This window comes from Actinoplanes sp. CA-051413, from assembly GCF_050955795.1.
In the GTDB taxonomy this organism is placed as follows: domain Bacteria; phylum Actinomycetota; class Actinomycetes; order Mycobacteriales; family Micromonosporaceae; genus Actinoplanes.
On record NZ_CP192100.1, the window covers coordinates 2811705 to 2835212 of the forward strand.

A 23508-nucleotide genomic window follows, 5' to 3' on the forward strand; every position below is an offset into this window, starting at 1 on the left:
CTGAGGAGGCAAAGATGAGAATGCGCACCCGCGTGACCCGCATCCTGTTCTCGAGTGCCGCTGCGACCAGCGCGGCGGTCCTGATCGGCGCCGGCGCGGTCCACGCCGCCGACACCGCGGCCACCATCACCGTCACCAACCCGGCGGCGGGCGGCTCGTACACCGCCGTCACCTCGCACAGCTCGTTCCTGGATCTCACCACCGGCATCTCGCTGACCTGTACGAGCGGCGGCGGCCAGAACTACGGCTCGCAGGCCACCGGAGCGCTGCCCAGCCAGTCGGGCGTCGCGCTGCCGGCCACATTCGCCGCCGGCGTCGGGAGCCTGCTGTTCAACACCGCCGGCGGCTGCACCAGCCTGCTCGGCTCGGTGACCTCGATCGCGACGGACACGCCGTACGAGATCGTCATCCAGAACTACCCGGGCGTGAAGTCCGACGGCGTCACCCCGGCGAACGGGGACGGCTACATCCACATCAAGAACGTCAACGTGTCCATGCCGGCCTGCTCGTTCACCGTTTCGGGCGACGCGCCGGTGTACTACGACAACGCGACCCAGTCGTTGAACGTCACTCCGGACATCGCGCCGGAGTACGGCACCTCCACCACCGGCGACGTCACGCTGCCGGACGGGCCGTTGACGATCAGCAACGTCAGTGGCTGCCTCGGTGAGGTGCAGAACGGTGACATCGGCGCCTACTACGCCACCGCTGACGCCGAGAACCCGTTCGGCAACGACACGCCGTACGTGCTCGACTCTGCCCTGCAGATCACGTCGCCGTAGTCCGGATCGGAACCGCCGCCGCGCCCCGGTCGCCCCGGCGACCAGGGCGCGGCCCCACCGACGGGGGAGACTCCTTGCTGGGTAACAGCATCCGCTGGCTGACCCGCGCGGCCACAGTCGCGGTGCTGCTCGCGGCAGCGGGCACGCTGACCTCGGCCGCGCCGGCCAGCAATCACCGGGCCGGTCGCGCCGCTCCGGCCGGTCTGCTCACGGCGGCCCGGGCCGCGCCACCCACCCCGCCCGCATGCAGCGCGTTCCAGGTGCCGGGCCAGGTTCAGCAGCTGGGTTGCGCGTACGTGGTCGGCTACTCCAACGTCACCAAGCTGGACGGCGCCGCGCTGCTCGGCTCGCCCGACCCGGCCCTGGCCAGCGTGGTCATCACCGCGAACCGGAGCTTCTGCGTTCCGTCCACCATCCCGCTCGGCCTGTGCGTCATCCGCGGCGGCGTCCGGCACACCGTGACCGACTACCGGTTCATGCTGGAGCCGAACGGCATCACCCCGGGCCTGTCCGAGGGGGAGTTCCCGCCGGCCACCGCGACGTTCCTGACGTTCGGTTTTGTGCCGGTCAGCGCGACCATGCACCTCAGCCTGCTCGGTCCGATCACCGGCTCGGCGGAGACCACGCAGGCGAACGGCCAGCACACCCTCGTCTCGACCACGCTGTCCGGCCGGATCTCTATCCGGCTCACCGACGTCAAGGTGAACGGCGTGCCGCTCGCCGCGGGCGCGGACTGCCACACGACCGAGCCGGCGACCGACAACTTCACCCTCGTCGGATCGGGTGACAACAGCACCATCCCGCCGGCCGGCTACACCGTCGCCCGCGGTGGACCGCTCACCGGTACGACCACCATCCCCGCGTTCACCGGCTGCCGGGGCGCCGACGGGGAGGATCTGAACCCGTTGTTCACCGCGCCGCTGTCGGGGCCGAACAACTACGTCAAGATGATCCAGGGGAACCTCTGCTCCCCCGGGACCGCCGGCGCCAACGGATGTCCGCCCGAGATACCGGCGCCGCAACGATGACGCCTTTGTCGTCGATTGACAATCTTGGCATTGGCTCTTGTCAATCTGTGACAAGTTTGGCCGGGCAAAAGCCGACCGGCGGGTGTCGTCTTGTGCCGTGATGTTGCCGGAAGTAACGTGCCGGCCAGAACGTACTGCCGAGTAACCTTGCTCCCCGATAGGCCGGAGACTGTAATGGGCATCGAAGTGGAGGCCGACGGTCTGACGAAGTCCTTCGGCCGGCACACGGTGTGGCGAGACGTCTCATTGACCCTGCCGGCCGGCGAGATCTCGGTCATGCTCGGTCCGTCCGGCACCGGAAAGACGGTCTTCCTCAAAACCCTCGTCGGCCTGGTCCGGCCCGAGCGCGGCCGGGTCGTGATCAACGGCGTGGACATCGTCTCCTGCCGGGAGCGCCAGCTCTACCGCACCCGGCGGCTGATGGGGGTGATGTTCCAGGACGGCGCGCTGTTCGGCTCGATGAACCTGTACGACAACATCGCCTTCCCACTGCGCGAACACACCCGCCGCAACGAACGGCAGATCCGGTCCATCGTCGAGGAGAAGATGGCGATGGTCGGCCTGAGCGGAGCCGAGTCCAAGCTGCCCGGCGAGATCTCCGGGGGTATGCGCAAGCGCGCCGGCCTGGCCCGCGCGCTGGTCCTCGATCCCGAGTTCATCCTGTGCGACGAACCCGACTCCGGGCTGGATCCGGTGCGCACCGCGTACCTGTCACAGCTGCTGATCGACCTCAACGCGCAGATCGACGCGACCATCCTGATCGTCACCCACAACATTCAGATGGCTCGGACTGTGCCGGACAACATCGGCATGCTGTATCGCCGGCAACTGGTCACCTTCGGCCCTCGCGAGGTGCTGCTCACCAGCGACGAACCGGTGGTGGCGCAGTTTCTCAACGGCCGGCGCAGCGGGCCCATCGGTATGTCCGAGGAGAAGGACGCGGCGGCCACCGCCGCGGAGGCGATGACTGAACCCGACCTGGACGATGTCCGCGGCGTCGTACCGCAGCTGACGCCGACTCCGGGCCAGCCGTACCGGCAGGCGGTCGCGCGTCGGCAGGAGCGGGTGATGCGGATCCTGCACCAGCTGCCACCCGCGGCCCAGCAAGGCATCCTGGCCGGCCGCAATGAGGTGTCCCATGAACGCACTGGCTGAAACCGGCCGGGTGTTCACGCTGGCGGCTCAGGTGGCCCGCATGTCGCTCACCACCCGGCCGCAGGTCCGCGAGACCGTCGAGCAGTTCTGGTTCATCGCCAGCGTGACGATCCTCCCGGCGGCGCTGGTCTCGATCCCGTTCGGCGCGGTCATCGCCCTGCAGGTCGGTTCGCTGACCCGACAGCTGGGTGCGGAGTCGTTCACCGGGGCGGCCAGTGTGCTGGCCATCGTTCAGCAGGCCAGTCCACTGGTCACCGCGCTGCTCGTGGCCGGCGCCGGTGGCTCGGCCATCTGCGCCGACCTGGGCGCTCGCACCATCCGGGAGGAGATGGATGCGATGGAGGTGATGGGCATCTCGCCGGTCCAGCGCCTGGTCGTGCCCCGGGTGCACGCCGCCATGGGCGTCGCCGTGCTGCTCAACGGGCTGGTCTCCACCGTCGGTGTCGTCGGCGGGTACTTCTTCAACGTCATCATGCAGAACGGCACGCCAGGGGCGTACCTGGCCAGCTTCTCCGCCCTGGCGCACCTGCCCGACCTGTGGGTCAGCGAGATCAAGGCGCTCATCTTCGGCTTCATCGCCGGGGTGGTCGCGGCCAACCGGGGCATCTCCGCCAAGGGTGGCCCCAAGGGGGTGGGTGACGCGGTGAACCAGTCCGTCGTAGTGGCCTTCCTCCTGCTGTTCTTCGTCAACCTGGTGATCACGGCCATCTACCTGCGCGTCGTACCGCCGAAGGGTGCATGAGGTGACACACGCATCGGGCACGCGGCGACCGTCGTTAGTGGACCGCGCCCTGTCTCCTGTGGACATACTGGGCGACTCACTCGTCTTCTACGTGCGGGTCGCGCTGTGGGTGCCTCGCGCGTTGTTCCGGTATTCGAGGGAAATCCTGCGTCTCCTGGCCGAGGTCGCCTTCGGCAGTGGCGGCCTGGGCGTGATCGGCGGCACGGTCGGCGTGATGGTCGCGATGACCATGTTCACGGGCACCGTCGTCGGACTTCAGGGGTACGCCGCGATGGATCAGATCGGCACCTCTGCCTTCACCGGCTTCATCTCGGCGTATTTCAACACCCGGGAGATCGCGCCCCTGGTGGCCGGCCTGGCCCTGTCCGCCACGGTCGGCGCCGGCTTCACCGCCCAGCTCGGGGCGATGCGCATCTCCGAAGAGGTGGACGCGCTGGAGGTGATGGGTATCCCCAGCCTGCCCTACCTGGTCACCACCCGGATGCTGGCCGGGTTCGTCGCCATCATCCCGCTGTACGGCATGGGTCTGATCAGCTCGTATGCCGCCTCCCGGTGGACGACCATCCTGTTCAACGGCCAGTCCGCCGGCACCTACGACCACTACTTCGCGCTGTTCCTCCCGCCGCAGGACGTCCTGTGGTCGATCGGCAAGGTGCTCGTCTTCAGCGTGCTGGTGATCCTGACCCACTGCTACTACGGCTACCGGGCGAGCGGTGGCCCGGCCGGCGTGGGAGTTGCCGTGGGTCGCGCCGTCCGCAATGCCATCGTGCTGATCAGCCTGACCGACTTCTTCCTCAGCCTGGCGATCTGGGGAGCCACCACGACGGTGAAGGTGACCGGCTGATGATCATGCTGAGCCGCCGCCTGGCCGGGCTCGCGTTCCTCGCGGTCATCGTGCTGCTGGTGTGGCTGGTCGTCGCCCGCTATCAGGGGCGGTTCACCCCCGCGGCCATGGTCTATGTGGAGACCACCAGCGCCGGCAACAACATGCACCCCCGTGCCGAGGTGAAGGCACGCGGCGTCGTGGTGGGCGAGGTCCGCCGGATCACGTCGACCGGCGACGGCGCCCGGCTGGAGCTGGCGCTGCGGCCCGACCAGTTCCCGCTGCTGCCGGCCGACGTGTCGGCCCAACTGCTGCCGACCACACTGTTCGGCGAGCGATACGTCGCCCTGGTCCTGCCCAGCCGGCCCGGCCCGGCCCGGCTGGCCGAGCACGCGGTCATCCCGCAGGACCGCTCGGCCAACGCGATCGAGCTGGAGCGGGTCCTCGCGGACCTGCTGCCCCTGTTGCAGGCGGTGCAGCCGCAAAAGTTGTCCGTGACGCTCACCGCCGTCGCCCAGGCCCTGGACGGCCGTGGCGCCCAGCTCGGCACGACGCTGCGTGACCTCAACGCCTACCTGACGGAGCTGGAACCTTCGCTGCCACAGCTGAACGAGAACATCAGCCGGCTGGTGGAGGTGATGAACAGCTACGCGGACGCGGTACCCGACCTCACTGATGCGCTGACCCACCTGAGCGTCACCAGCCGGACCCTGGTCGAGCAGCAGAACAATCTCCGCACGCTCTTCGCCTCGGTGACCTCGGCCGGAGCTGACCTGAACTCGTTCCTGGCGGACAACCGGGACACCGTCATCCGGCTGTCCGCCGACAGCCGGCCGACGTTGGCCGTGCTGGCCAAGTACGCGCCGGAGTTTCCGTGTGTCCTGCAACAGCTCTCCGACACGGCGTCTGACATGGACAAGGCTCTGGGGAAGGGTACGTCGGAGCCGGGACTGCACGTGAGGCTGCACGTCACCCCTTCGCGTGGGGCGTACCTGCCCGGGAAGGACGACCCCGCGTACCAGGACAAGAGCGGACCCGCCTGCTATCCCACGCCGTACACGCCGACCATGTCCCGCCCGGACAGCCTGGCCAACGCCCCACAAGAGAGCGCGTACCTCAACGAACTGATGGCCGCCTCGCTCGGCGTCGCACCGCGGTCGCTGCCACCCTGGAGCAGCCTGCTGGTCGGCCCGGTCTTCCGCGGCAAGGAGGTGACGCTGACACCATGACGAAAAGCATCGCCGGCCCGGCGATCAAGGGCACCGTGTTCGCCGTCGTCACCGTGATCACCACGGCCATTCTCGGCCTGAGCATCGCCAACACGAGCCTTGGCGAGACCCGGACCTACCGCGCCCAGTTCACCGATGTGACCGGCCTGTCCGACGGCGATGACATCCGCATCGCCGGGGTACGGGTCGGCCAGGTGACCGGCATCCGGGTGGTCGACCGCCGGGTGGCCGAGGTGCGGTTCACCGTCGACGTCGCGCGTACCCTGCCGGCCTCGGTGACCGCCGCCATCAAATACCGCAACCTGGTCGGGCAGCGCTACATCACACTGGCCCAGGGCGTGGGCCCCGTCGGTCAGATCCTGGCGCCCGACCAGACCATCCCGCTCGGGCGCACCACGCCGGCGCTGGACCTCACCGCGCTGTTCAACGGCTTCCAGCCGCTGTTCCAGGCGCTGGCCCCCGAGGACGTCAACCAGCTGGCCAACGAGGTCGTCCAGGTCCTGCAGGGAGAAGACACCACCGTCGACAGTCTGCTGGCCCACACGGCGTCACTGACCTCCACCCTGGCCGCCAAGGACGAGGTGGTCGGCAAGGTCATCGACAACCTCAACGCGGTCCTGAATACCGTCAACGCACGCGGCGACAAGCTCTCCACACTGATCCGCACCCTCCAGGAGCTGGTCTCCGGGCTGGCCCAGGACCGGAAACCCATCGGCCAGGCGATCGACGCGATCGGCGATCTCACCACCACCACGGCCGGCCTGCTCCGAAGCGGACGCGAGCCGCTGCGCCAGGACATCGTGTCGCTCGGCAAGGTCTCGGCCACCCTGTCGGAGGGCTCCGAGCTGGACACGTTCCTTCAGCGCCTGCCGGTGAAGATGGAGAACATCGGCCGGATCGCCTCGTACGGCTCGTGGCTCAACTTCTATCTCTGCTCAGCGACGGTCAGCGGGGTCTCCACCTCGGACGGCAGTCCGCCGCCGACCGGGCTCCCGGTGACCGAGGCGAGGTGCCAATGAGCCGCCCCAGCCGCCATCCCGTCCTCGCCGGCGTACTCGGCCTCGTCCTGGCCGCCGCGCTCGCGCTGCTCGCGTTCAACGCCGACAACCTCCCGATCATCGGAGGCGGCACCACGTACACCGCCGACTTCACCGAGGCGGCCGGACTGCGCACAGGCAACGAAGTGCGGGTCGCCGGAGTGAAGGTGGGCACCGTTACGCGCGTGGCGCTGCACGGCGGCGTGGTGCGGGTCGATTTCCGGGTCAAGGACACCTGGGTCGGCGACACCAGCACCGTGGCCATCCGGATCAAGACCCTGCTCGGCGACAAGGTGCTCGCTCTCGACCCGCTCGGTGGGGCATCGCAGAACCCGCGGACCACCATCCCGGTCAGCCGGACGACCTCGCCGTTCGACGTCACCGAGGCGTTCGGGCAGCTGTCGGACACCGTCGGCCAGATCGACACGGACGCGCTGGCCCGCAGCTTCGACACGATGGCGCAGACCTTCCGCAACACGCCCGATTCGGTGAAGGGGGCGCTGCGGGGACTGTCCGACCTCTCGCGCACCATCTCCTCCCGGGACACGCAACTGGCCCAGCTGCTGACGGCGACCAGGCAGATCACGGGGCGACTGGCCGACGACAACGCGCAGTTCCAGGCGCTGCTGACCGACGGCAACCTGCTGCTGGCCGAGGTCCAGCGACGGCGCGACGCGATCGGCGCGCTGCTGAGCGGCACTCAGCAACTGGCCGTGCAGATCTCCGGGCTGGTCGCCGACAACACCGCGACCCTGGGCCCGGCGCTGGCGGCTCTGGACCGGGTCACCGACGTGTTGCAGCGCAACCAGGACAACCTCACCCGGGCACTCGCCCTGGCCGGCCCGTACTACCGGATGGTGGGCAACGCCATCGGCAACGGTCGCTGGTTCGACGCGTACCTGTGCGGCCTCGTGCCCGACTCGTACCTGCCGGCCGGCACCGCGCCGTCGAGCGGATGTGTGCCGCCGAGGACAGGGAGCACACGATGAGTCCGACGTCGTACCGGGCGGGTCGCATCCTCGCCGCTGGTCTCGCGGTGCTGGTCGTATTCACCGGCTCGCTGGCCTGGCTCGTGATGCGCGACTTCGGCACCAAGCACATCGTCGCGTACTTCGGCGAGGCGGTCGGCGTGTACGCCGGCTCGGACGTGCGGGTGCTCGGCGTACCGGTCGGTACCATCACCTCGGTCAGTCCGCAGGGCATGCGGGTACGGGTGGGGATCACGATCGACCGCGATGTCGAGGTGCCGGCCGGCGCGCTGGCCGCGGTTGTCGCGCCCAGCATCGTCAGCGACCGGTACGTCCAGCTCAGCCCGGCCTACACCGGGGGTGCGAAGATGACCGACGGCGACGAGATACCGGTGGAGCGCACCGCAACGCCGGTCGAGCTCGACCAGCTCTACGAGAGTCTCAACCGACTGGCCACGGCGCTGGGACCGAACGGCGCGAACCGCGCCGGCGCCCTGTCCGATCTCCTGGAGACAGGCGCCGCCAACCTGGACGGCAACGGTAGAGCACTGGGAAGCAGCATCGCCGACCTCGGCAAGGCAACCCGTACGCTTTCGGGTTCTCAGGCAGACCTGTTCGACACCATCGCCAACCTCGAGCGCTTCACGGCCATGCTCAGGGACAACGACGGCCAGGTACGCAAGGCGGAAACCCAGCTGCGCGACGTGGCCGGCTTCCTCGCCGACGACCGGCAGGAACTCGCCGCTGCGCTCCGCGAACTCGCCACCGCCCTGCTCCAGGTGCGCGACTTCATCCGGGACAACCGCGGCCGGATCAAGTCGAACGTCGACAAGCTGGCCTCGATCACCGACACCCTGCTCCGGCAGCGCACCTCGCTCGAAGAGGCACTGGACGTGGCGCCGCTGGCGCTCACCAACGTGCTCGGCGCCTACAACCCGGCCACCGGGTCCTTCGAGGGAAGGGGGAACCTGAGAGAGCTCGGTCCGGACCAGCCACCCGTAGCGGTGCCGTCCCCGACGGCGCCCGCCCTGCCCCTACCCCCGGTGGGCACCGTCCAAGGCGCCCCGGGAGGCCGCTGATGAATCGTCGCCCCCGCTTGCTCGTCCTGCCCGCCGTGGTGATGCTGCTCTTCGGCTGCGGCCCGGGCGCCTTCTCCGGCGCTTCCGACCTGCCGCTGCCCGGCGGCGCCGATCTCGGCCCGCACCCGTACCGGGTCGTCGCCGACTTCGCCGACGTGCTTGATTTGGTAGCGCATGCGGCGGTACGGGTGAACAACGTGCCGGTCGGGCGGGTGGCGAAGGTCGAGCTGCCCGACGGGAGCTGGACCGCGCGGGTCACCATGCTCGTCAACGGATCCGTCCGCCTCCCGGCCAACGCCGTGGCCCGCCTGCACCAGTCCAGCCTGCTGGGCGAGAAGTACATTCAGCTGGCCGCACCCACCGACGGCTCCGGCGCCGGGACGCTGAGCGACGGCGCCGAGATTCCGTTGGCCCGGACGAACCGCAACCCGGAGGTGGAGGAGGTCCTCGGCGCCCTCTCCATGCTCCTGAACGGCGGCGGGATCGCCCAGCTGCGCACCATCACCGTGGAGCTGAACAACGCGCTGGACGGCAACGAGCCAGAGATCAAGGCGCTGCTGAAGAACATCGACACACTCATGTCCAGTCTGGACAACAATCGAGCGGACATCACCGCCGCGATCGACGCCCTCAACCGCTTCGCGGGCGCGCTGGCCCAGCGAGACCAGCAGATCGGCGCCATTCTGGACGACCTCGCCCCAGGGTTGCGGGTGCTGGAACAGCAGCGCGGTGAGCTCGTCACGATGCTGCAGTCGCTCGACTCCCTGTCCCACACGGCGGTCGACACCATCGAGCGGAGCCAGGCCGACCTCGTGGCCGACCTGAAGTTGCTGGACCCGGTGCTGCGGCAGCTCAGCAACGCCGGGCAGGCCCTGCCGCAGGCCCTGCAGATCTTGTTGACCTACCCGTTCACCGACGCCACCCTCGACACGATCAAGGGTGACTACCTCAACGTGTATCTGTCGCTGGTCGCTGCGCCCGGCACGACCGTGATCCCGCCGCTGACGCCCGGCGACGCCATCGCTGCCGCAGCGCAGAAGGTTCAGGGCCGCCACCCGCCGGCCTCGACCACGCCGAGCACACCCGGAGCCAGCGCTCCACCACTCCCGCTGCCCATCGTCAGTTCGACTCCGCCGTGGGGGACTACGCCCTCGACGGCGACCTCACCTTCGCAGATCGGCCCACCCTCGCAGGCAGTCCCGCCCTCGGCGTCCGCACCGGAATCGCCGCCGGCCAGTTCCTCGCCACCCAGTGCCTCGACGCCCGAGCCCTCGACGCCCGAGCCCTCGACACCTTCGGCCTCGTCGGAACCATCCGCAGGAGGTACCGGCTGATGCTCACGCTCGGTGCGAAGCTCAAGATCGTCCTTTTCGCCGTCCTCGGTGTGCTCGTGGTCGGCTTCATCGGGCTGCGCTATGCCGACCTGGGCCGCTATGTCGGCCACAGCGGCTACTACGTGGTCCGCCTCGAACTGGGCGAGTCCGGCGGCATTTTCACCAATGCCGAGGTGACCTACCGGGGGGTGACGGTCGGACGCGTCGGCGCCATGCGGCTGACCGCCGACGGCATCGAGACCGACCTCAAGATCGATGATTCCGCGCCGCGCGTCCCGGCCGCGGTGCAGGCCGTGGTGGCCAACCGGTCGGCGGTGGGAGAACAGTACGTCGACCTGCGCCCGAAGAGCGACGGCGGACCGTACCTGGCCGCCGGAGCGCGCATCGAGCGCGCCGACACCCGGCTTCCGCTGCCGGTCACCACGATGCTGACCTCGGCGGCGGGCCTGGCCGCCTCCGTACCCAAGGACGACCTGCGCACCGTGGTGGACGAGCTGGACCGGGCACTGGCCGGCCAGGGCGGAAACCTGCAGATCCTGCTGGACACCGCCGGGGACCTGACCCGGGCCGCGTCGGACAACATCGGTCCCACGACTCAGCTCCTCGAAAACGGTCAGGTGGTGCTCCGGACGCAGCAGGAGTCGAGCGATGCGCTGCGCTCGTTCAGTCACGACCTGAACCTGCTCGCCACCCAACTGGACAGCTCCGACCCGGACCTGCGGCGCCTCATTCTCGCCGCCCCGGCGGCCGCGGACCAGCTGAGCGGGATGCTGAACGACACCGATCCGGGCCTCGGCGTGCTGCTGAGCAACCTGCTCACCACCTCGGACATCGCGCTGGTCCGCCGCGACGGGCTGGAGCAGGCACTGGTGACGCTGCCGGCCGTGGCGGCGGCCGGATCGACGGCCATCACCCCGGACGGCATCGACATGGGGCTGGTCACCACGTTCTTCAAGCCGCCGCCATGCGTCAGTGGGTACGGCGCAACGACGTACCGCAACGGGCTCGACGTGACGCCCGCCCCCAAGCTGAACACCGCGGCGTACTGCTCGCTGCCGCCCAGCACCGGCGTCGGCGTGCGCGGCTCGGCGAACGCGCCGCGGGGGAAGAGATAAGCGCCGGGCCCCGCGCTCTGTGCCACCCCGAATCAGGTCTCCTTCGCCACGTAGATTGCGGCGGCCGAGGATTACTGGCCACGCAGAGTCGGATCCACCGACGTGAATCGACGCCTCGATCTCGACCAGCGTTTCTTGGAGTGCGTGCAGCTCGAACACCAAATCGTCCACGTCCTCCTCCACCTGCTCGGTCCGCGCATGGACAGCGATGTACAGGAAGATCGGCCCGGCTCGGTGCGAACCGAGATGGCACGTACTTCACGGGATCAGCACCCGGCGCAGCCTGGACCCCATCAAGCACCGTACGGTTCTCCCGCGCCAATGACGTGCGTCGCTGGACGGTGACGGCCAACGCTTGCGGACTTTCCTGACAGGCCAAGGGCCAGCAGGCGACAGCTGGAGTCGGTCACTCAATGCATTGTCATGCCGCGATCCGCGTGCAGTGTCAAGGCTGTAGGGCTTGATTGTCGTGGGGTTTGGGGTACCCGAGTAGGGCCATCGCCGCCTGGTTGTCGATCCGCGACCAAAAGAGCTGGTGCAGCTCGTTGGGCAGTTCGTCCTGATGGCTGTCGGTGCGGCCTCGGCGGAAGAACAGGTCGTCGTGCCCCCGCAGCTCGTCGAGAGACGGAATGGCGGCCTCCGGTCGCGGACCAAGCGTGGGGGCCACCGTGGCGATGATCGGAGTTACCGCCGCATGCGGGTCACGGATCAGGTCCTCGTATCGGAGGACGACACGGTGCGGCACTGATGGTCGTACCCAGCTGAGAACGTTGGTTCCCCAACTGCCGGTTCCGACCGTACTCACCCGCAGAATCATTGACCGTAGTTCGTCCTCGTAGGTGCTCGGGTCTTCCTCGCTCGTCTGGCGGGCCCACGAGACCAGGGCGTCACGGCCGTCTCGCACCAGGCATATCGCCCGATCGTCCTCGTCGACGTCGGCATCACGCCGCCGGTGGGTTTTGACGTCGTAGACAGTCGAGGTCCTGACGCCATACAGCCGGTGGAGGACGATCCGTAGGAAGGTGTTGCCGGAGCGAGAAAACGACGCAACCCACACAATCATCTCTGAACGGTAAAGCACCGAACCGTCTGAGCCAGCTAGCGCGTTTGTCGGCATCCTCATCTAGCCGCTGACCGTGTGTCAGCTGCTGCACGTAGATCAGCATCCAGTCCGATCAGCGTGCACCGTGGCCTTCTCGGCAGCGGTGACCTGGTTCTGGATCGGGTAGTGTGCCGCTTCGTGTCGAAGTCCGTATCGCTAGCCCTCGCGCGGGTCCTGGCGCATTGCGGTGGCTCGCCGGCCGAGGCGGCGGCGTATTCCGCCGGGGCGATCGCGGAGGACCCCAGTGACCCGGAGCCGTACGAGTTTCTCGCCGAACTGCGTCGGGAGTTTCCCGGCGAAGTGGCGGCGGCCGTCGCGGCGCCGAGCGATCTCTGGCAGTTCGTGCTCGATGCGTACGTGCGTTTCCTTGACGGCGACATGGATTCTGCGGCCGGGCGGTTGGGATCGGTGATCGGCTATCGTCCCGGCGTTGCGTGGGCGTCGGCGCCCTGGTTCGGCGATGAGCGGTTCCTCGCATCGGTGACGGCGGCCGGCTTCTCCGATGCCTGCTTGAACATCACCGACTACGGCGCTGACCTCGACAACGACGTGGTTCGCGAGCATCTGCGGCCGTGGCTGCGGGCCATCAACCTGGTGTGTGACCGGGAGCCGCGGGCTGAAGCGATGGCGCGCATGGCGATTCTGTTGCGCTTGTGTGGGCGTACGGATGAGTCGTTGGCCCTGTGTGACCGTGCGGACTCGGTGGAACGCGTGATGCTCACCGAGGTTGTCCGCGCGGGGACCTGGCGCTTTCTCGGCGATCGGGGGCAGGCAGTGGCTGCTTTCGAGCGGGCGCTGCGGCTCGATCGGGTCTGCTGCACCGATAGGTGACAGGTTCAGTCACGCGGCCTGACTGGCCGGTGCTGTCATGATGGTTTCGTACTCGATAGGGGTCAACCGGGACAGGGATCGTTGGCGTCGGCGGCGGTGGTAGGTCCGTTCGATCCAGGTCACGATCGCGGTCCTCAGCCGCTGCCGGGTCGGCCAGGTGTGGCGGTCGAGGACGTTGTTCTGCAGCAGGCCGAAGAACGATTCCATGGCGGCGTTGTCGCCGGCGGCGCCGACTCGACCCATCGACCCGATCATGTGGTGCTGTTTCAGAGCGCGGACAAACTTGTTTGATCGAAATTGCGATCCGCGGTCGGTGTGCAGCACGCAGCCGGCCACCTCACCACGCCGGGCGACGGCGTGGTGCAGCGCGTTGACCGCCAGCCGCGATTTCATGCGCGAGTCGATGGAGTAGCCGACGATCCGGTTCGACCACACGTCCTTGATCGCGCACAGGTAGAGCTTGCCCTCACCGGTGCGGTGTTCGGTGATGTCGGCCAACCACAACCGATTCGGGCCGTCCGCGCTGAAGTCGCGGCGGACCAGATCGTCGTGGACCGGCGGGCCCGGCCTACCACCTTTGCCCCGCCGTTGTTTGCGGCTGAACGCGCTCCACCAGCCCATGCCGGAGCAGATCTTCCACGCGGTGCGCTCGACCATCGACTCTCCGGCGGCGCGGGCCTCATCGGCCAGGAACCGATAGCCGAACTCCGGATCATCGCGGTGGGCGTCAAACAACGCGTCCGCCCGATACGCCTCGGCCAGTTCGGCGTCGGTGACCGGACGGGCAAGCCACCGGTAGTAGGGCTGTCGAGCGATGTTCAACACCCGGCACGTCACCGCCACGGGGATCCCGTCCGCGGCCAGCTCGTTCACGAGCGGGTAGAGCCTTTTCCCGGCAGATTGGCCTGTGACAGATACGCCGCGGCCCGGCGCAGGACTTCGTTCTCCTGCTCCAGCAGCTTGATCCGCTTACGCGCCTCACGCAGCTCGGCCGACTCCGTGCCACTGACACCGGGCTTGACGCCTTCATCGATGTCGGCCTGGCGCAGCCATTTGAACAACGTCATCGGATGGACCCCGAAGTCCTTGGCGATCTGCTCGACCGTTACGCCGGGCTCACGGTCACGGGTCACCCGCACAACATCATCGCGGAACGCACGAGGGTAGGGCTTGGGCACAGCAACATCCTTCCAGCCCGCCTGCACGGCAAGCCATCTCAGATGTCACCTATCGGTGCAGCAGACCCATCCGGGCAACTGGTCGCTCTATCTCGATCTGGCTGATCTGGAGGCGGAGCGCGGCGACTTTGCCGCGGCCGTCGCTTTGGTCGGCCAGGCGCTCGAGCACGAGCCGCAGGAGATCACGCTGCGGGCGGCGGGCGCTGCGTACCGGACCCGGGCCGCAGGCTCGGTCACGGACCTGGACCTACTGCTGGAGCTGGCACCGCAGGTCCCACATGCGGGCTATCGGAACGAACTTGTCAAATACGCTTTGGGCGCCGAGCAGCTACCGTCCGACCGGATCGCGGCGGCCCGCCAGCTGCAGGCCTCCGACTGACGCAGAGTGCTGCTGGGTCATGCTGATCGCGCCACCGACCCGTCCACGTTGCGGCGTCTCGACCAAACCCTCAGCGCCGTCCCCGTACGGCCCGCCGTGGCCAGGCTTCAGCAGCGCGCCGGGAGAATCCTTAACTCAGCGACGACCGCTCACGCGTAACTCGGTCAGAACTGGATCGAGTCTGGCGAACAGAGCGGGATCGGTGCGTTCGAACTCAGCTGCGAGCGCGATGGCCGCCGCCTGAAGTGCACGGTGCAACTCGGCATGGTCGAGCGTACGGACCAGAGTGGCGGCCAAAGAGGACGTCACCTCAGCGGGCAGCAGGTGGGCGCCCTTCGCGTTACTGGCGGGCAAGCCGAGCCGCACGCAAGCCAGGGCGATCACCTGACCGCGGAGGGCGCCGATCCAGTGCTCCGCCTGCCAGAGCCGACCGCGTTGAAGGCACACCCGGGCGTGCAGGGCGTGATGCCACGCCAGGCCTGCAAGGGTATCCCGGTCAGGGACGGCAGCAGGGAACGAGACGGCTGGGTCGCCGAACACGGTACGCCAGCTCGGACCGCGAGGACCGAAATCCGCGCTCGGGGTGAATGCGAGGTCCACTTCGAGGAGCCCGGCCAGCAGGAAGACGCGGTACGTCGTTGGGCCCGACGACAGGTCCCAGTGATGCACCGCGGCGAAGTCGTCATATAGCGAATCGGTCCAACGTCGCATGGCCTCGTCAACCGAACCATCAATCCCGAATGCGAGGTCGATGTCCGACCATCGGTCACCGCTGCCGACGGCCTCCGAACCCGTGATCGCAGCACCAACCACAGCAGGATCGCGGTCCGCCAGATCGAGCAAACGGCCTCGGATGGAATCACGGTCACCGGCACTGAACATCGCCTGACCTTATCGAACGCGAATCTGATGCGGTTGCGCTCGGCCTTGCTCATGCCGCCGTAGAGCGCCATGACGAGATCGTGGGCGTCGCTGCCGGGGTCGATCGCGCCGCCTACCTCCGGCACCCAGAGGCCGACACCGTAGTGAATGAAGACGGGGAACATCATGCCGAACTGGCTGCCGTAGAAGGCGCGTTGTGGCTCGCCGATGACGACTGCCTCGAAGTCACGTGCCGGGCTCTTGATCGTGTTGAGCAGGCGCAGCGCTTTGGGTCGGCGCTTCCCATGGCAGCGAGCGGGACAGCCCGATGTCGAAGAACTCGGCGACGACCTCGCCGCCGGCAGGCTCGATCAGGCTGAAGCCCGCGAAAGTGCCTGTGGGTCCTGTTGGTCTCGGTCGATACGCGTCCGTGGAAAGTGAACCGTCTTCGGGGTGCGCGCCGGTGCCAAGCGTCATCCGTGCCGGATGAGCCGCCCGGCGCCGGAGGCGGGTGGGATGGCCTCAACTGATCCATAACGCATGGGAGGAACCCCGATGGCCGACGTCGACAAGGCATGGGCCGGTTGGATCTCCTTTGCCGGCACGCTGCTCGGACTGGTCGGCATGCTGAACGTCGCGCGGGGTGTCGTGGCGTTGATCTCGGACAATGAAGTGGTGCAGTTCTCCGACAACGTCGTCGTCGACAACGTGACCGCCTGGGGATGGACAGTTCTGCTGTCCGGCGTGCTGTTGATCGCCATCGGTGCCAGCGTGTTCGCCCGGCGAACGTGGGCGCGGATCGCGGCGATCGTGCTGATCCTCCTGCATGCCACCTCACAGGTTGCCTGGCTCGACGCGTACACGATATGGGCGTCGCTGATGATCGGGCTGGACACAGCGATGCTGTTCGCGTTGACGGCCCGGTGGTCGCAGGACCGCGACGACCTGCCCGGCCTGCGGAATGCTGCCGGCGGCACGCCGCGCAGCGCAGGGAGGTTGGTCGAGGAGACGGATCTGCAGCCCAGGGTGAGGTGATTCAGACGCCGTACGCCGGTACGGGTCTCACCCGCTATGACGGCTCTGGCTTGGAGTCCCTCGTCGGAGCCGTGGGGCCCGCCGGGATCGAAATCGCCATGTGGGCGTACCGGACGGACAGCATCACCCTGACGCCCGTCGCAGGCGTGTCAGACGTCGCCAGGCACGACGAGCCGGCCCAGCGGTGGCGCTCGTCTTGCATACTGTTAATCCCTCTAGTGTGGAGTGTGTAACGAATGATCCGCAAAGCCCTGTCAGCCGTCGGTATCGGCCTTGCCATGGTGCTGGCCACCACGATCCCGGCCTCCGCGGCGCCGGCGATCGAGCGTGACTACGCCCCCGCGACGGGCTCCATCACCAACCCCACTGCCTGCGTGTATGTCGAGGACCACGATCTCAATCCCGGCACGGGCTGCTTTGCGGCGGCCGGAGACATCCTCTACGCGGCGGACAGCAAGTCCGACGGACACTCGGTCGCCCTGCACTGGCTCAACTATCGGGACGGCTCGCTCTACCGGGAGGGCTACTGCATCCAGACCCACGGCAAGGACACCGGAGGGCGATGCAACAAGAACTTTCTCGAGGGTTCCAGTCTCTGGATCAGGGCGTGCACCTACGAGTCGAGCACGAACAGGGAGGTCTTCTGTAGCTCTTACGAGAAGACGTACGCCTGATCGGTTCTAGGCAACTGCTACCGGGGCCGGGGCGGTTGGCAGACATTGTTCGGGTTTTCACGTGGTCACCGGCGCCAACGGCCCGAGACGGGCCGTGAGGATACGTGGGGTGACTCCGAAATCTGGCGCGACCGACCTGGTCCCCATGGCCGGCACACCTAAGAAACAATCCTCATGGTTGATATAGGGGAGTCAGGTAAGTGCACTGCGGCTTCGCGTCCGCCCGCCGCCGCATCGCAGCGCCCCCGGCCAGGGCCGGACAACGTGTATGTCACCGGCTGTGAAATTAACAGGCTTGGCTGACGTGCCTCAGTAGGACGAAGGGCTCGGTCGTGAAACTGGGCATGACCTCGATTCGTCCGGGGCGCGAGTCTACGGCGCAGTGCTGTAGGGGCCGACACGCGGCAGAAACCGTTCGACGTCGATGCCGACCGGCTACCCACGCACCGACTCACCATGCGATCGTTCGGCTCAGTGTGAGGTCGTCGGCGCGCCGAACACGTGACTGCACCGCGAAGTCGGTCTTACCGGCTGTGACGGGTCGGGTCGGGTCCTCGTCGCAGCTGTCGGGCCCGCCCGGTTCTTCGCCCGCGGCTTACGGGTCGCAGCGCGGGCACTCGTCCGCATCGTCCGGCGGACTGCCGAGTGCCTCCGGGTTGATGCTCATGGCAACTCCTTGCTGTTCATCAGCGGGCGGCGTCAGGGTGGCCCGGCATGCTGGAGCCGCCACCGCTGCTTCCCGAGGCGCCGCCTGCCGTGCCCGAGCCGTCTGGTTCGGTGACGATGTCGCTCTCCGGCAGGCCGGCCGGCCGGCGATCGGTCTCGACCTGGGTGAGCGGGGCACCGTCCTCCTGCTTGACGGCCGTGTCGATGGGCAGTTCGCCGTTGCGATTTCCTTGATTTGTCGTCATGGCGTGCGCGTACCCGTGCGACAGCGCTTCATGCAGGCACCTCGTTACGGTACGCACCATTGGGGTAGGCGGGCGTTCCACCATCCCGGCCGAAGGAGCACCCGATGACCGTGCCTAGCCCCGAGGACGCCTTCCTGTTCGACCTGTCGCGGGCGTATGCCGGCGAGCGCACCGCCCTACAGATCCTCGAGCAGGGCGCCGGCGAGGTCGTCGACGAGCGGGCGGGTGCCGTGCTCACCCGGCACGCCGAGGAGACCCGCGCGCAGCTCCGGGGCCTGGAGCAGGTGTTCTCGCTGTTCGATGCTCAGCCGCAGGCTCTGAGCTGCCCGGCGCTGGAGGGCATCCGGCACGAGCTCGACCTGTTCCGGCAGCAGGATCCCGCTCCAGAGTTGTTGACCGTGACGACCCTGTTCGCCAACCTGAAGATCGAGCACAACGAGATCGCGACCTACGGTTCGCTCATCGACAAGGCCGTCCTGCTGGGTCAGCTCGAGGCGGCGCGGATCCTGACCATGATCGCCGAGCAGGACGAGGAGACCGCCGCGACGATCGGGCGGCTGATCCACGAGCTGCTGCTCGAGATGGTTCGCGACAGCGGGTCGGCCACAGAGATCGCAGCGGCCGGTGGCAGGGCGGCGCCGCACGCGACGAGCTGATCAGCAATGCCGGCGGCCCGACGCCGAGGGCGCCGGGCTGCCGCAGGCGAAGGCCGGTGTACGGGTCACCGACTTCCGCCACCTCAGTCCTGGGGCTTGAGCGGTTCGTCGGGCAAGGAGCGTGCCGGCTGATACCCGGCGGCGTCGCCGTGGGTAGGTCGCGCGTTGGCCTCAGGAATGGTGGTGGGCTCACCCTGGACTCGTTCCGGATGAGCGTCGCTGCCGGCACCGCCCGGCAGCTGGTTTCACCGACACTGCACCGGGTATGCAGGGCCGTCTGCGGCCGGTGCCCCACGTCGGCGAGCCAGCGTCAAGAAGCGGCGCGTCCCGGACCACATGAACGTGGTCCTGCAGTGACCCGAGCTTCAGCCCCGCACCTCACCCCCGTGCGGCGGCATGTCGGAAGGACGCCTTCCATGACAGACCCGCGACCCACCGAGCCGACCGACGCGTTCGCCGAACTTGGGCGGATCAACTTCAGAAAAACGGACGTCGCCACGGCCTTGACCAAGGTGGCTGACCTGGCGCGGCGCAGTATCCCGGGCGCGGACGACGTGTCGATCACTCTCGTCGGCGCCGGCGGTGCGCACACCGCCGCGTACACCGGGCACCCGGCCAGGTCCTCGGTCTGCTCCCCGCGGTTGCGGTAGCGCCGGGCCAGCCGGCCGGCGAACGGCAGCGCCGCGCTGATCATCTCCTCGCGGAGCCGGGCTCTCTCGGCCGCGGCCGCTGCTCCCGCGTCGTGACATACAGCTCGGCGATGGCGTCGAGGTCCTCCAACGGTGCTCTGGTCCGCATGATCCCCCCAAGGTCACCGTCAGGTGCCAGTGGCGATGGTTATGCCTCGACGCGAACCGATCATGCACCGAGGGCCGCGGCAATCGCGGATCCTTCCGGATCGTGCCCGATTTCGCAGGCACGCCTATCGGGCGATCGACCGGGTAGCCGTCGGTGCGCGGGTCGTGCAGCAGTGCGGAAACCGAGGAGGCGCCGTGCGTTCCCAGCGACAGAACGGCGCCGGGCACACCGCGAAGATGTTGTTGCTCCTGCTGGCCGTGCTGGCCGGCGCCGCCGCACCGGTGACGGCCGAACTGGTGGGCCCGTCCGTCAGGCTGGCGTCGGCGGCGGACCTCGCGGAGGCGGCGGCCCGGTCCGGCTACCCGGGCGTCATTGTGGACGGCGGGGAACTGCTCAGCCGGGCGCACCTCGCCCGCGCACTGCTCGGGCGTGCGGACCTGTCCGGACAACAGCGGGCCGAGCTCGACGTGATCCTCACCTCCGCCGCACCGCCGGCACAGCTGTACCTGACCCGGGCCTTCGCGGCCGGGCACCCGGTGGCCGAGCTGGCCACGTTCGCCGCCCTGCTGGCCCGGCGGGACCGCAGCTGGCTGAGGACCCGGTTGCAGCTGATCGATGCGGACGGGACCGGGCCGGTGCGGCACCGTCAGCCAGTACGACGACACCACCTGCGGTCCCACGACGATCCTGGCCGCCCGGGCGTGGGTGGACCCGATCTACGCGTTCGACCTGACGACGGACGGCCGGCCCGGCGGCGAGGAGGAGTCCGGCAGCCGGTTCCGGCACCGGCTGCGGGTGGAGGAACAGAGCATCCACGACCAGACGGACGTCCTCTGGCCGCAGACCGCCGGCACCCCGCCGTGGGGGCTGACCGAGATCCTTAACCGGCAGCCCGGGGGTCTCGGCGTCCGGTACCGCTGGATCGCCGTGGCGCGTACGCTGCCAGCTCTCGCCGATGCCGTGCTCCGGCGGTCGCTGGCCGCGGCGGAGCAGGGCTACCCGGTCCCGATGCTCATCGGTGACCTGATCCCGCGCCACTACGTGCTGCTCGTGGGCCACGACCCCGAGGGCGCCGTGTTCTACGAACCCTCGGCCGGTGAGCTCGTCCGGGTGCCCGCCGCCGAGGTGGAACGCCAGGACTTCAGCCGGCTGGGTTTCCGGCACCTGCACGGCGCGATCCTGCCGGGCGGACCGGTCACCGGGTGACCGGGCGCGTTCGCAGGGAGGACGGCGTGAGGTCGTGCCTCTTGGGTGTGCAGGCACGAGCCACGCTCCGAACGGAGCGACATGCCGCCGTCGTCCAGGCCCGCCTTGCGCGACAGCACCGGCACGGCGGTTACGCCGACTTCCGCGACCATCCACGGCACGCCGAGGATTCGCATGGCGTGCGTCCGTTGTCGGCCGTTGGAGCCGGCCAGGTAGCCCGGCCCGACGGGACCTGGCACGCGGGTCAGGTCGGCGGACTTGTGGACATCGTCGGCCTGGGCCTGCAGCACGGCTCGTCCCGGATCCGCGGTCCGTGCGTTCGATGCTCGCCGGCGAAGGCCCTGGCTCGGGTCTGGTCGCGGGTGATGTCCGAAGTGTTAGGTTCAAACGATGAGCGCAGGCGAGCCGGCGCCGGATCGGCAATACGGTCCGGGCCGGCCCGGTCTGCTCCGGGCACTCAACGAGCAGGCCGCACTCCGGGCGCTGCTCGCCGAGGGGAGCGTGACGCGCGCCCGGATCGCGCAGCTCACCGGCCTGTCCAAGGTGACCGCTTCGAGCCTGATCGAGCGGCTGGAGACACGGGGCCTGGTGACGAGCGTCGGCACCACCGACGGCTCGCGCGGCCCCAACGCCGTGAACTACGCCCTGGTCCCGGACGTCTGCTACGCCGTGGGCCTCGACGTCGACCCTGACCGAATCGTGGCTGCGACCGTGGACATGACCGGGCGAGTCGCGGGCCGTGTCGAGCTCGACGTCGTTTCGGGCGATCCGGCGGCGGCGGTCTGCCTCGCCGTGCAGACCACCATGGAGGAAGCCGGTGTGCCGCTGGGCCGGGTCGGACAGATCGTCGTCGGTGTTCCCGGCCTGGTCGACCCGGTCACGCGCGACCTGCGGTTCTCCTGGGATCTGCGCGATTGGCGTGAAGGGCTGGTGGATGCCCTACGTGAGCGTCTGGGTCGGCCGGTGGCGTTCGAGAACGACGCGAACGCTGCCGCGCTCGCCGAGGCGCGGCTGGGCGCGGCCGCCGGCGTCGCAGACTTTCTGCTGGTCTCGCTGGGCCGTGGGATCGGCCTGGCCCTGGTGATGGGTGGTGTCATCTATCGGGGCGCTACCGGTGCCGCCGGTGAGCTGGGGTTCATGCCGGTTCCTGGGGCGCCCGCGGAGATGACCACCATGAGGGACGGCTCCCTGGGTGGCTCGTTCCAGTTCCTGGTGGGCGCCGCGAACGTCCTGGAGATCGCGCGCGACGGCGGGATCGTGGCCGGCAGCGCCGCCGCCGCCGTACGCCGGGCCTCGGCGATGGGCCCGGCCGGGGCGCCGGTTCTCGAGGAATTGGCCCGGCGGGTGGCCCTGGGCATCGGCGGACTCAGCGCCGCGCTCGACCCGGCACTGGTGATCCTCGCCGGCGACGTGGGTCGGGCCGGCGGACAGACGCTGGCCCGACGAGTCGAACTGGCGGTTGCCCGCATGGTGCCGGTCGCGCCCAAGGTGGTGACCACGGCCGTGCGTACCGATCCCGTGTTGCACGGTGCGTTGCTTTCCGGCCTGGACATGGTCCACCAGAAGGTGCTGGGCCTGGACGGCAATTCGTCCATCGTCATCGATTCGCCCTGACCGGCGCGGCGCATTGCGCATGATCAGCCCGCCGCGGCTCACTACTTCGCCGGTGTGCGGATGCCCCGGAGATGGAGGGTGTCGGGCGGCCTCAGGTCGATCGGGTGGGGGCCGGTCAGCACGCCACCCTCGACGGGCAGGGTGTGGCCGGTGATCCACGCGGCGTCGTCGGAGCCGAGGAAGGCGACCGCCGCGGCGATGTCTTCCGGCTCGCCGACGCGGCCGAGCGGGTACATCGACGTGAGGTTCTCCAGCGCGCCCGGCTGGGACTCCCAGTTCGGTGTCCGGACGGTGCCGGGGGCGACGACGTTGAAGCGCACACCGAGCGGACCGTATCGGGCGGCGTAGTTCTGGGACATCGCGATCTGACCGGCCTTCGCCGCGGCGTACTCCACGTTGCCGAAGGCGGCGATACCGTTGACCGAGCTGATCGTGACGACGTTGCCGCGGTTCTTCACCAGGTGCGGGATGGCCGCCTGGATGCAACGGGCGGCGCTGAGCAGAGTGAAGTCGAGCTGACGGTGCCAGTCTTCGGCCGAGGTGTCCTCCGGCATCGAGGTGACGATGCAGCCGCCCGCGTTGTTCACCACCAGGTCGAGCCGGCCGAACCGCCCGACCGCCGCGGCGATCCCGGCGTCGATGTCGGCGCGTGAGGTGACATCGACCTTGACCCCGAGCGCGTGCTCAGTGCCGAGTTCGTCGGCCAACTCTGCCGCCGCGCCCTGCTGCAGATCCGTGACGACCACCGCGCCGCCCTCGGCGGCGATCCGCCGGACGACGGCCTGCCCAATGCCCTGAGCCGCCGCCGTGGCGAACGCGACCTTGCCCTCGAACCGCCGCATCACCGTTCCTCCGGATCGTTGCCGCCATTCTCCGCAACTCAGGCCGACCTGGGCGCCGAAACCCGAGCCGAGCATGTCGACCGCCCTCGGCGGCCTACACCGCACGAGATCGACTATCGACAGAGGCCC

At 68.7% G+C, this 23508-nt stretch carries 25 protein-coding genes; 19 read left to right on the plus strand and 6 right to left on the minus strand.

Features of this window, described 5'->3' with window-relative positions; all coding sequences use genetic code 11:
* The first annotated feature begins 14 nt into the window (after positions 1 to 14).
* The 11 genes from ACQP2Y_RS13390 to ACQP2Y_RS13440 all read left to right on the plus strand — a co-directional run bounded on the left by ACQP2Y_RS13390 (position 15) and on the right by ACQP2Y_RS13440 (position 11292).
* Positions 15 to 782: a hypothetical protein gene (locus ACQP2Y_RS13390; protein ID WP_433727830.1), complete on the plus strand. Its 768-nt coding sequence runs from the start codon at positions 15 to 17 to the stop codon at positions 780 to 782.
* 74 nt (positions 783 to 856) lie between these two features.
* Positions 857 to 1810: a hypothetical protein gene (locus ACQP2Y_RS13395; RefSeq protein WP_433727832.1), complete on the plus strand. Its 954-nt coding sequence runs from the start codon at positions 857 to 859 to the stop codon at positions 1808 to 1810.
* Positions 1811 to 1984: 174 nt separating this feature from the next.
* On the plus strand, positions 1985 to 2965 hold the full coding sequence (locus ACQP2Y_RS13400; protein ID WP_433727834.1) for an ABC transporter ATP-binding protein: 981 nt from the start codon (positions 1985 to 1987) through the stop codon (positions 2963 to 2965).
* Positions 2949 to 3707: an MlaE family ABC transporter permease gene (locus tag ACQP2Y_RS13405; protein ID WP_433727836.1), complete on the plus strand. Its 759-nt coding sequence runs from the start codon at positions 2949 to 2951 to the stop codon at positions 3705 to 3707. Before ACQP2Y_RS13400 ends, ACQP2Y_RS13405 begins: the two co-directional genes overlap by 17 nt.
* 58 nt (positions 3708 to 3765) lie before the next feature.
* Positions 3766 to 4551 carry an MlaE family ABC transporter permease gene (locus ACQP2Y_RS13410; protein ID WP_433727838.1) on the plus strand — a complete coding sequence of 262 codons (786 nt, stop codon included), beginning with the start codon at positions 3766 to 3768 and terminating at the stop codon, positions 4549 to 4551.
* The gene (locus ACQP2Y_RS13415; protein ID WP_433727840.1) at positions 4551 to 5759 is read left to right on the plus strand and encodes an MCE family protein; all 1209 of its coding nucleotides are present in this window, start codon (positions 4551 to 4553) and stop codon (positions 5757 to 5759) included. Before ACQP2Y_RS13410 ends, ACQP2Y_RS13415 begins: the two co-directional genes overlap by 1 nt.
* Positions 5756 to 6778, plus strand: a complete 1023-nt coding sequence (locus tag ACQP2Y_RS13420) for an MCE family protein (protein WP_433727842.1) — start codon at positions 5756 to 5758, stop codon at positions 6776 to 6778. The genes ACQP2Y_RS13415 and ACQP2Y_RS13420 overlap by 4 nt, the downstream gene beginning before the upstream one ends.
* Positions 6775 to 7785, plus strand: a complete 1011-nt coding sequence (locus tag ACQP2Y_RS13425) for an MCE family protein (RefSeq protein WP_433727844.1) — start codon at positions 6775 to 6777, stop codon at positions 7783 to 7785. Before ACQP2Y_RS13420 ends, ACQP2Y_RS13425 begins: the two co-directional genes overlap by 4 nt.
* Positions 7782 to 8843 (plus strand): MCE family protein, encoded by a 1062-nt coding sequence (locus ACQP2Y_RS13430; protein ID WP_433727847.1) that lies wholly within the window; start codon positions 7782 to 7784, stop codon positions 8841 to 8843. The genes ACQP2Y_RS13425 and ACQP2Y_RS13430 overlap by 4 nt, the downstream gene beginning before the upstream one ends.
* On the plus strand, positions 8843 to 10177 hold the full coding sequence (locus tag ACQP2Y_RS13435; protein WP_433727849.1) for an MCE family protein: 1335 nt from the start codon (positions 8843 to 8845) through the stop codon (positions 10175 to 10177). The genes ACQP2Y_RS13430 and ACQP2Y_RS13435 overlap by 1 nt, the downstream gene beginning before the upstream one ends.
* Positions 10177 to 11292, plus strand: a complete 1116-nt coding sequence (locus tag ACQP2Y_RS13440; protein ID WP_433727851.1) for an MCE family protein — start codon at positions 10177 to 10179, stop codon at positions 11290 to 11292. Before ACQP2Y_RS13435 ends, ACQP2Y_RS13440 begins: the two co-directional genes overlap by 1 nt.
* A gap of 445 nt (positions 11293 to 11737) precedes the next feature.
* On the opposite strand, the gene ACQP2Y_RS13445 is transcribed toward ACQP2Y_RS13440, so the two are convergent.
* A complete protein-coding gene (locus ACQP2Y_RS13445; protein ID WP_433727854.1) occupies positions 11738 to 12355 on the minus strand; it encodes a sulfotransferase domain-containing protein in 618 nt (205 codons plus the stop codon).
* A 177-nt stretch (positions 12356 to 12532) separates the two neighbouring features.
* Between ACQP2Y_RS13445 and ACQP2Y_RS13450 the strand changes: the two genes are divergently transcribed.
* Positions 12533 to 13225 (plus strand): hypothetical protein, encoded by a 693-nt coding sequence (locus ACQP2Y_RS13450; RefSeq protein ID WP_433727856.1) that lies wholly within the window; start codon positions 12533 to 12535, stop codon positions 13223 to 13225.
* A 9-nt stretch (positions 13226 to 13234) separates the two neighbouring features.
* On the opposite strand, the gene ACQP2Y_RS13455 is transcribed toward ACQP2Y_RS13450, so the two are convergent.
* Positions 13235 to 14403, minus strand: a protein-coding gene (locus ACQP2Y_RS13455) for an IS3 family transposase (RefSeq protein WP_433731921.1) whose coding sequence is annotated in 2 segments (ribosomal slippage) — positions 13235 to 14116 and positions 14119 to 14403 — 1167 coding nt in all. Because the reading frame shifts where the segments join, the coding sequence is not laid out codon by codon here.
* A gap of 55 nt (positions 14404 to 14458) precedes the next feature.
* Between ACQP2Y_RS13455 and ACQP2Y_RS13460 the strand changes: the two genes are divergently transcribed.
* Positions 14459 to 14782 (plus strand): hypothetical protein, encoded by a 324-nt coding sequence (locus ACQP2Y_RS13460; protein WP_433727858.1) that lies wholly within the window; start codon positions 14459 to 14461, stop codon positions 14780 to 14782.
* A gap of 135 nt (positions 14783 to 14917) precedes the next feature.
* On the opposite strand, the gene ACQP2Y_RS13465 is transcribed toward ACQP2Y_RS13460, so the two are convergent.
* Together ACQP2Y_RS13465 and ACQP2Y_RS13470 are read right to left on the minus strand one after the other, a co-directional pair.
* The gene (locus ACQP2Y_RS13465; protein ID WP_433727861.1) at positions 14918 to 15664 is read right to left on the minus strand and encodes a hypothetical protein; all 747 of its coding nucleotides are present in this window, start codon (positions 15662 to 15664) and stop codon (positions 14918 to 14920) included.
* Positions 15665 to 15889: 225 nt separating this feature from the next.
* Positions 15890 to 16120 carry a hypothetical protein gene (locus ACQP2Y_RS13470; protein ID WP_433727863.1) on the minus strand — a complete coding sequence of 77 codons (231 nt, stop codon included), beginning with the start codon at positions 16118 to 16120 and terminating at the stop codon, positions 15890 to 15892.
* Positions 16121 to 16198: 78 nt separating this feature from the next.
* Here ACQP2Y_RS13470 and ACQP2Y_RS13475 point away from each other — a divergent pair, with 78 nt between their 5' ends.
* Together ACQP2Y_RS13475 and ACQP2Y_RS13480 are read left to right on the plus strand one after the other, a co-directional pair.
* A complete protein-coding gene (locus tag ACQP2Y_RS13475; protein WP_433727865.1) occupies positions 16199 to 16678 on the plus strand; it encodes a DUF7144 family membrane protein in 480 nt (159 codons plus the stop codon).
* 236 nt (positions 16679 to 16914) lie between these two features.
* Positions 16915 to 17352, plus strand: a complete 438-nt coding sequence (locus ACQP2Y_RS13480; protein ID WP_433727867.1) for a hypothetical protein — start codon at positions 16915 to 16917, stop codon at positions 17350 to 17352.
* A gap of 686 nt (positions 17353 to 18038) precedes the next feature.
* Here the strand turns inward: ACQP2Y_RS13480 and ACQP2Y_RS13485 are convergent.
* Positions 18039 to 18263, minus strand: coding sequence for a preprotein translocase YidC (locus tag ACQP2Y_RS13485; RefSeq protein ID WP_433727870.1), 225 nt, complete (start codon positions 18261 to 18263; stop codon positions 18039 to 18041).
* 104 nt (positions 18264 to 18367) lie between these two features.
* Here ACQP2Y_RS13485 and ACQP2Y_RS13490 point away from each other — a divergent pair, with 104 nt between their 5' ends.
* The 4 genes from ACQP2Y_RS13490 (at position 18368) to ACQP2Y_RS13505 (ending at position 22537) form a co-directional block, all read left to right on the plus strand.
* Positions 18368 to 18919 (plus strand): ferritin-like domain-containing protein, encoded by a 552-nt coding sequence (locus ACQP2Y_RS13490; RefSeq protein WP_433727872.1) that lies wholly within the window; start codon positions 18368 to 18370, stop codon positions 18917 to 18919.
* Positions 18920 to 19335: 416 nt separating this feature from the next.
* Entirely contained in the window at positions 19336 to 19569 is a 234-nt protein-coding gene (locus tag ACQP2Y_RS13495; RefSeq protein ID WP_433727874.1) for a hypothetical protein, read from the plus strand.
* 763 nt (positions 19570 to 20332) lie between these two features.
* A complete protein-coding gene (locus ACQP2Y_RS13500) occupies positions 20333 to 20923 on the plus strand; it encodes a hypothetical protein (protein ID WP_433727876.1) in 591 nt (196 codons plus the stop codon).
* 390 nt (positions 20924 to 21313) lie between these two features.
* Positions 21314 to 22537 carry an ROK family transcriptional regulator gene (locus tag ACQP2Y_RS13505; protein WP_433727878.1) on the plus strand — a complete coding sequence of 408 codons (1224 nt, stop codon included), beginning with the start codon at positions 21314 to 21316 and terminating at the stop codon, positions 22535 to 22537.
* A gap of 41 nt (positions 22538 to 22578) precedes the next feature.
* Here the strand turns inward: ACQP2Y_RS13505 and ACQP2Y_RS13510 are convergent, their stop codons facing one another.
* Positions 22579 to 23379 (minus strand): SDR family NAD(P)-dependent oxidoreductase, encoded by an 801-nt coding sequence (locus ACQP2Y_RS13510; protein ID WP_433727880.1) that lies wholly within the window; start codon positions 23377 to 23379, stop codon positions 22579 to 22581.
* Positions 23380 to 23508 lie beyond the last annotated feature (129 nt).

What these genes read in the sequence shown, in the direction of transcription:
- ACQP2Y_RS13390 (WP_433727830.1), top strand. Translation starts at nt 15, where the DNA reads ATGAGAATGCGCACCCGCGTGACCCGCATCCTGTTCTCGAGTGCCGCT.
- ACQP2Y_RS13400 (WP_433727834.1), top strand. Translation starts at nt 1,985, where the DNA reads ATGGGCATCGAAGTGGAGGCCGACGGTCTGACGAAGTCCTTCGGCCGG.
- ACQP2Y_RS13405 (WP_433727836.1), top strand. Translation starts at nt 2,949, where the DNA reads ATGAACGCACTGGCTGAAACCGGCCGGGTGTTCACGCTGGCGGCTCAG.
- ACQP2Y_RS13415 (WP_433727840.1), top strand. Translation starts at nt 4,551, where the DNA reads ATGATCATGCTGAGCCGCCGCCTGGCCGGGCTCGCGTTCCTCGCGGTC.
- ACQP2Y_RS13420 (WP_433727842.1), top strand. Translation starts at nt 5,756, where the DNA reads ATGACGAAAAGCATCGCCGGCCCGGCGATCAAGGGCACCGTGTTCGCC.
- ACQP2Y_RS13425 (WP_433727844.1), top strand. Translation starts at nt 6,775, where the DNA reads ATGAGCCGCCCCAGCCGCCATCCCGTCCTCGCCGGCGTACTCGGCCTC.
- ACQP2Y_RS13430 (WP_433727847.1), top strand. Translation starts at nt 7,782, where the DNA reads ATGAGTCCGACGTCGTACCGGGCGGGTCGCATCCTCGCCGCTGGTCTC.
- ACQP2Y_RS13435 (WP_433727849.1), top strand. Translation starts at nt 8,843, where the DNA reads ATGAATCGTCGCCCCCGCTTGCTCGTCCTGCCCGCCGTGGTGATGCTG.
- ACQP2Y_RS13440 (WP_433727851.1), top strand. Translation starts at nt 10,177, where the DNA reads ATGCTCACGCTCGGTGCGAAGCTCAAGATCGTCCTTTTCGCCGTCCTC.
- ACQP2Y_RS13445 (WP_433727854.1), bottom strand. Translation starts at nt 12,355, where the DNA reads ATGATTGTGTGGGTTGCGTCGTTTTCTCGCTCCGGCAACACCTTCCTA.
- ACQP2Y_RS13465 (WP_433727861.1), bottom strand. Translation starts at nt 15,664, where the DNA reads ATGTTCAGTGCCGGTGACCGTGATTCCATCCGAGGCCGTTTGCTCGAT.
- ACQP2Y_RS13470 (WP_433727863.1), bottom strand. Translation starts at nt 16,120, where the DNA reads ATGACGCTTGGCACCGGCGCGCACCCCGAAGACGGTTCACTTTCCACG.
- ACQP2Y_RS13475 (WP_433727865.1), top strand. Translation starts at nt 16,199, where the DNA reads ATGGCCGACGTCGACAAGGCATGGGCCGGTTGGATCTCCTTTGCCGGC.
- ACQP2Y_RS13480 (WP_433727867.1), top strand. Translation starts at nt 16,915, where the DNA reads ATGATCCGCAAAGCCCTGTCAGCCGTCGGTATCGGCCTTGCCATGGTG.
- ACQP2Y_RS13485 (WP_433727870.1), bottom strand. Translation starts at nt 18,263, where the DNA reads ATGACGACAAATCAAGGAAATCGCAACGGCGAACTGCCCATCGACACG.
- ACQP2Y_RS13490 (WP_433727872.1), top strand. Translation starts at nt 18,368, where the DNA reads ATGACCGTGCCTAGCCCCGAGGACGCCTTCCTGTTCGACCTGTCGCGG.
- ACQP2Y_RS13495 (WP_433727874.1), top strand. Translation starts at nt 19,336, where the DNA reads ATGACAGACCCGCGACCCACCGAGCCGACCGACGCGTTCGCCGAACTT.
- ACQP2Y_RS13500 (WP_433727876.1), top strand. Translation starts at nt 20,333, where the DNA reads ATGCGGACGGGACCGGGCCGGTGCGGCACCGTCAGCCAGTACGACGAC.
- ACQP2Y_RS13505 (WP_433727878.1), top strand. Translation starts at nt 21,314, where the DNA reads ATGAGCGCAGGCGAGCCGGCGCCGGATCGGCAATACGGTCCGGGCCGG.
- ACQP2Y_RS13510 (WP_433727880.1), bottom strand. Translation starts at nt 23,379, where the DNA reads ATGCGGCGGTTCGAGGGCAAGGTCGCGTTCGCCACGGCGGCGGCTCAG.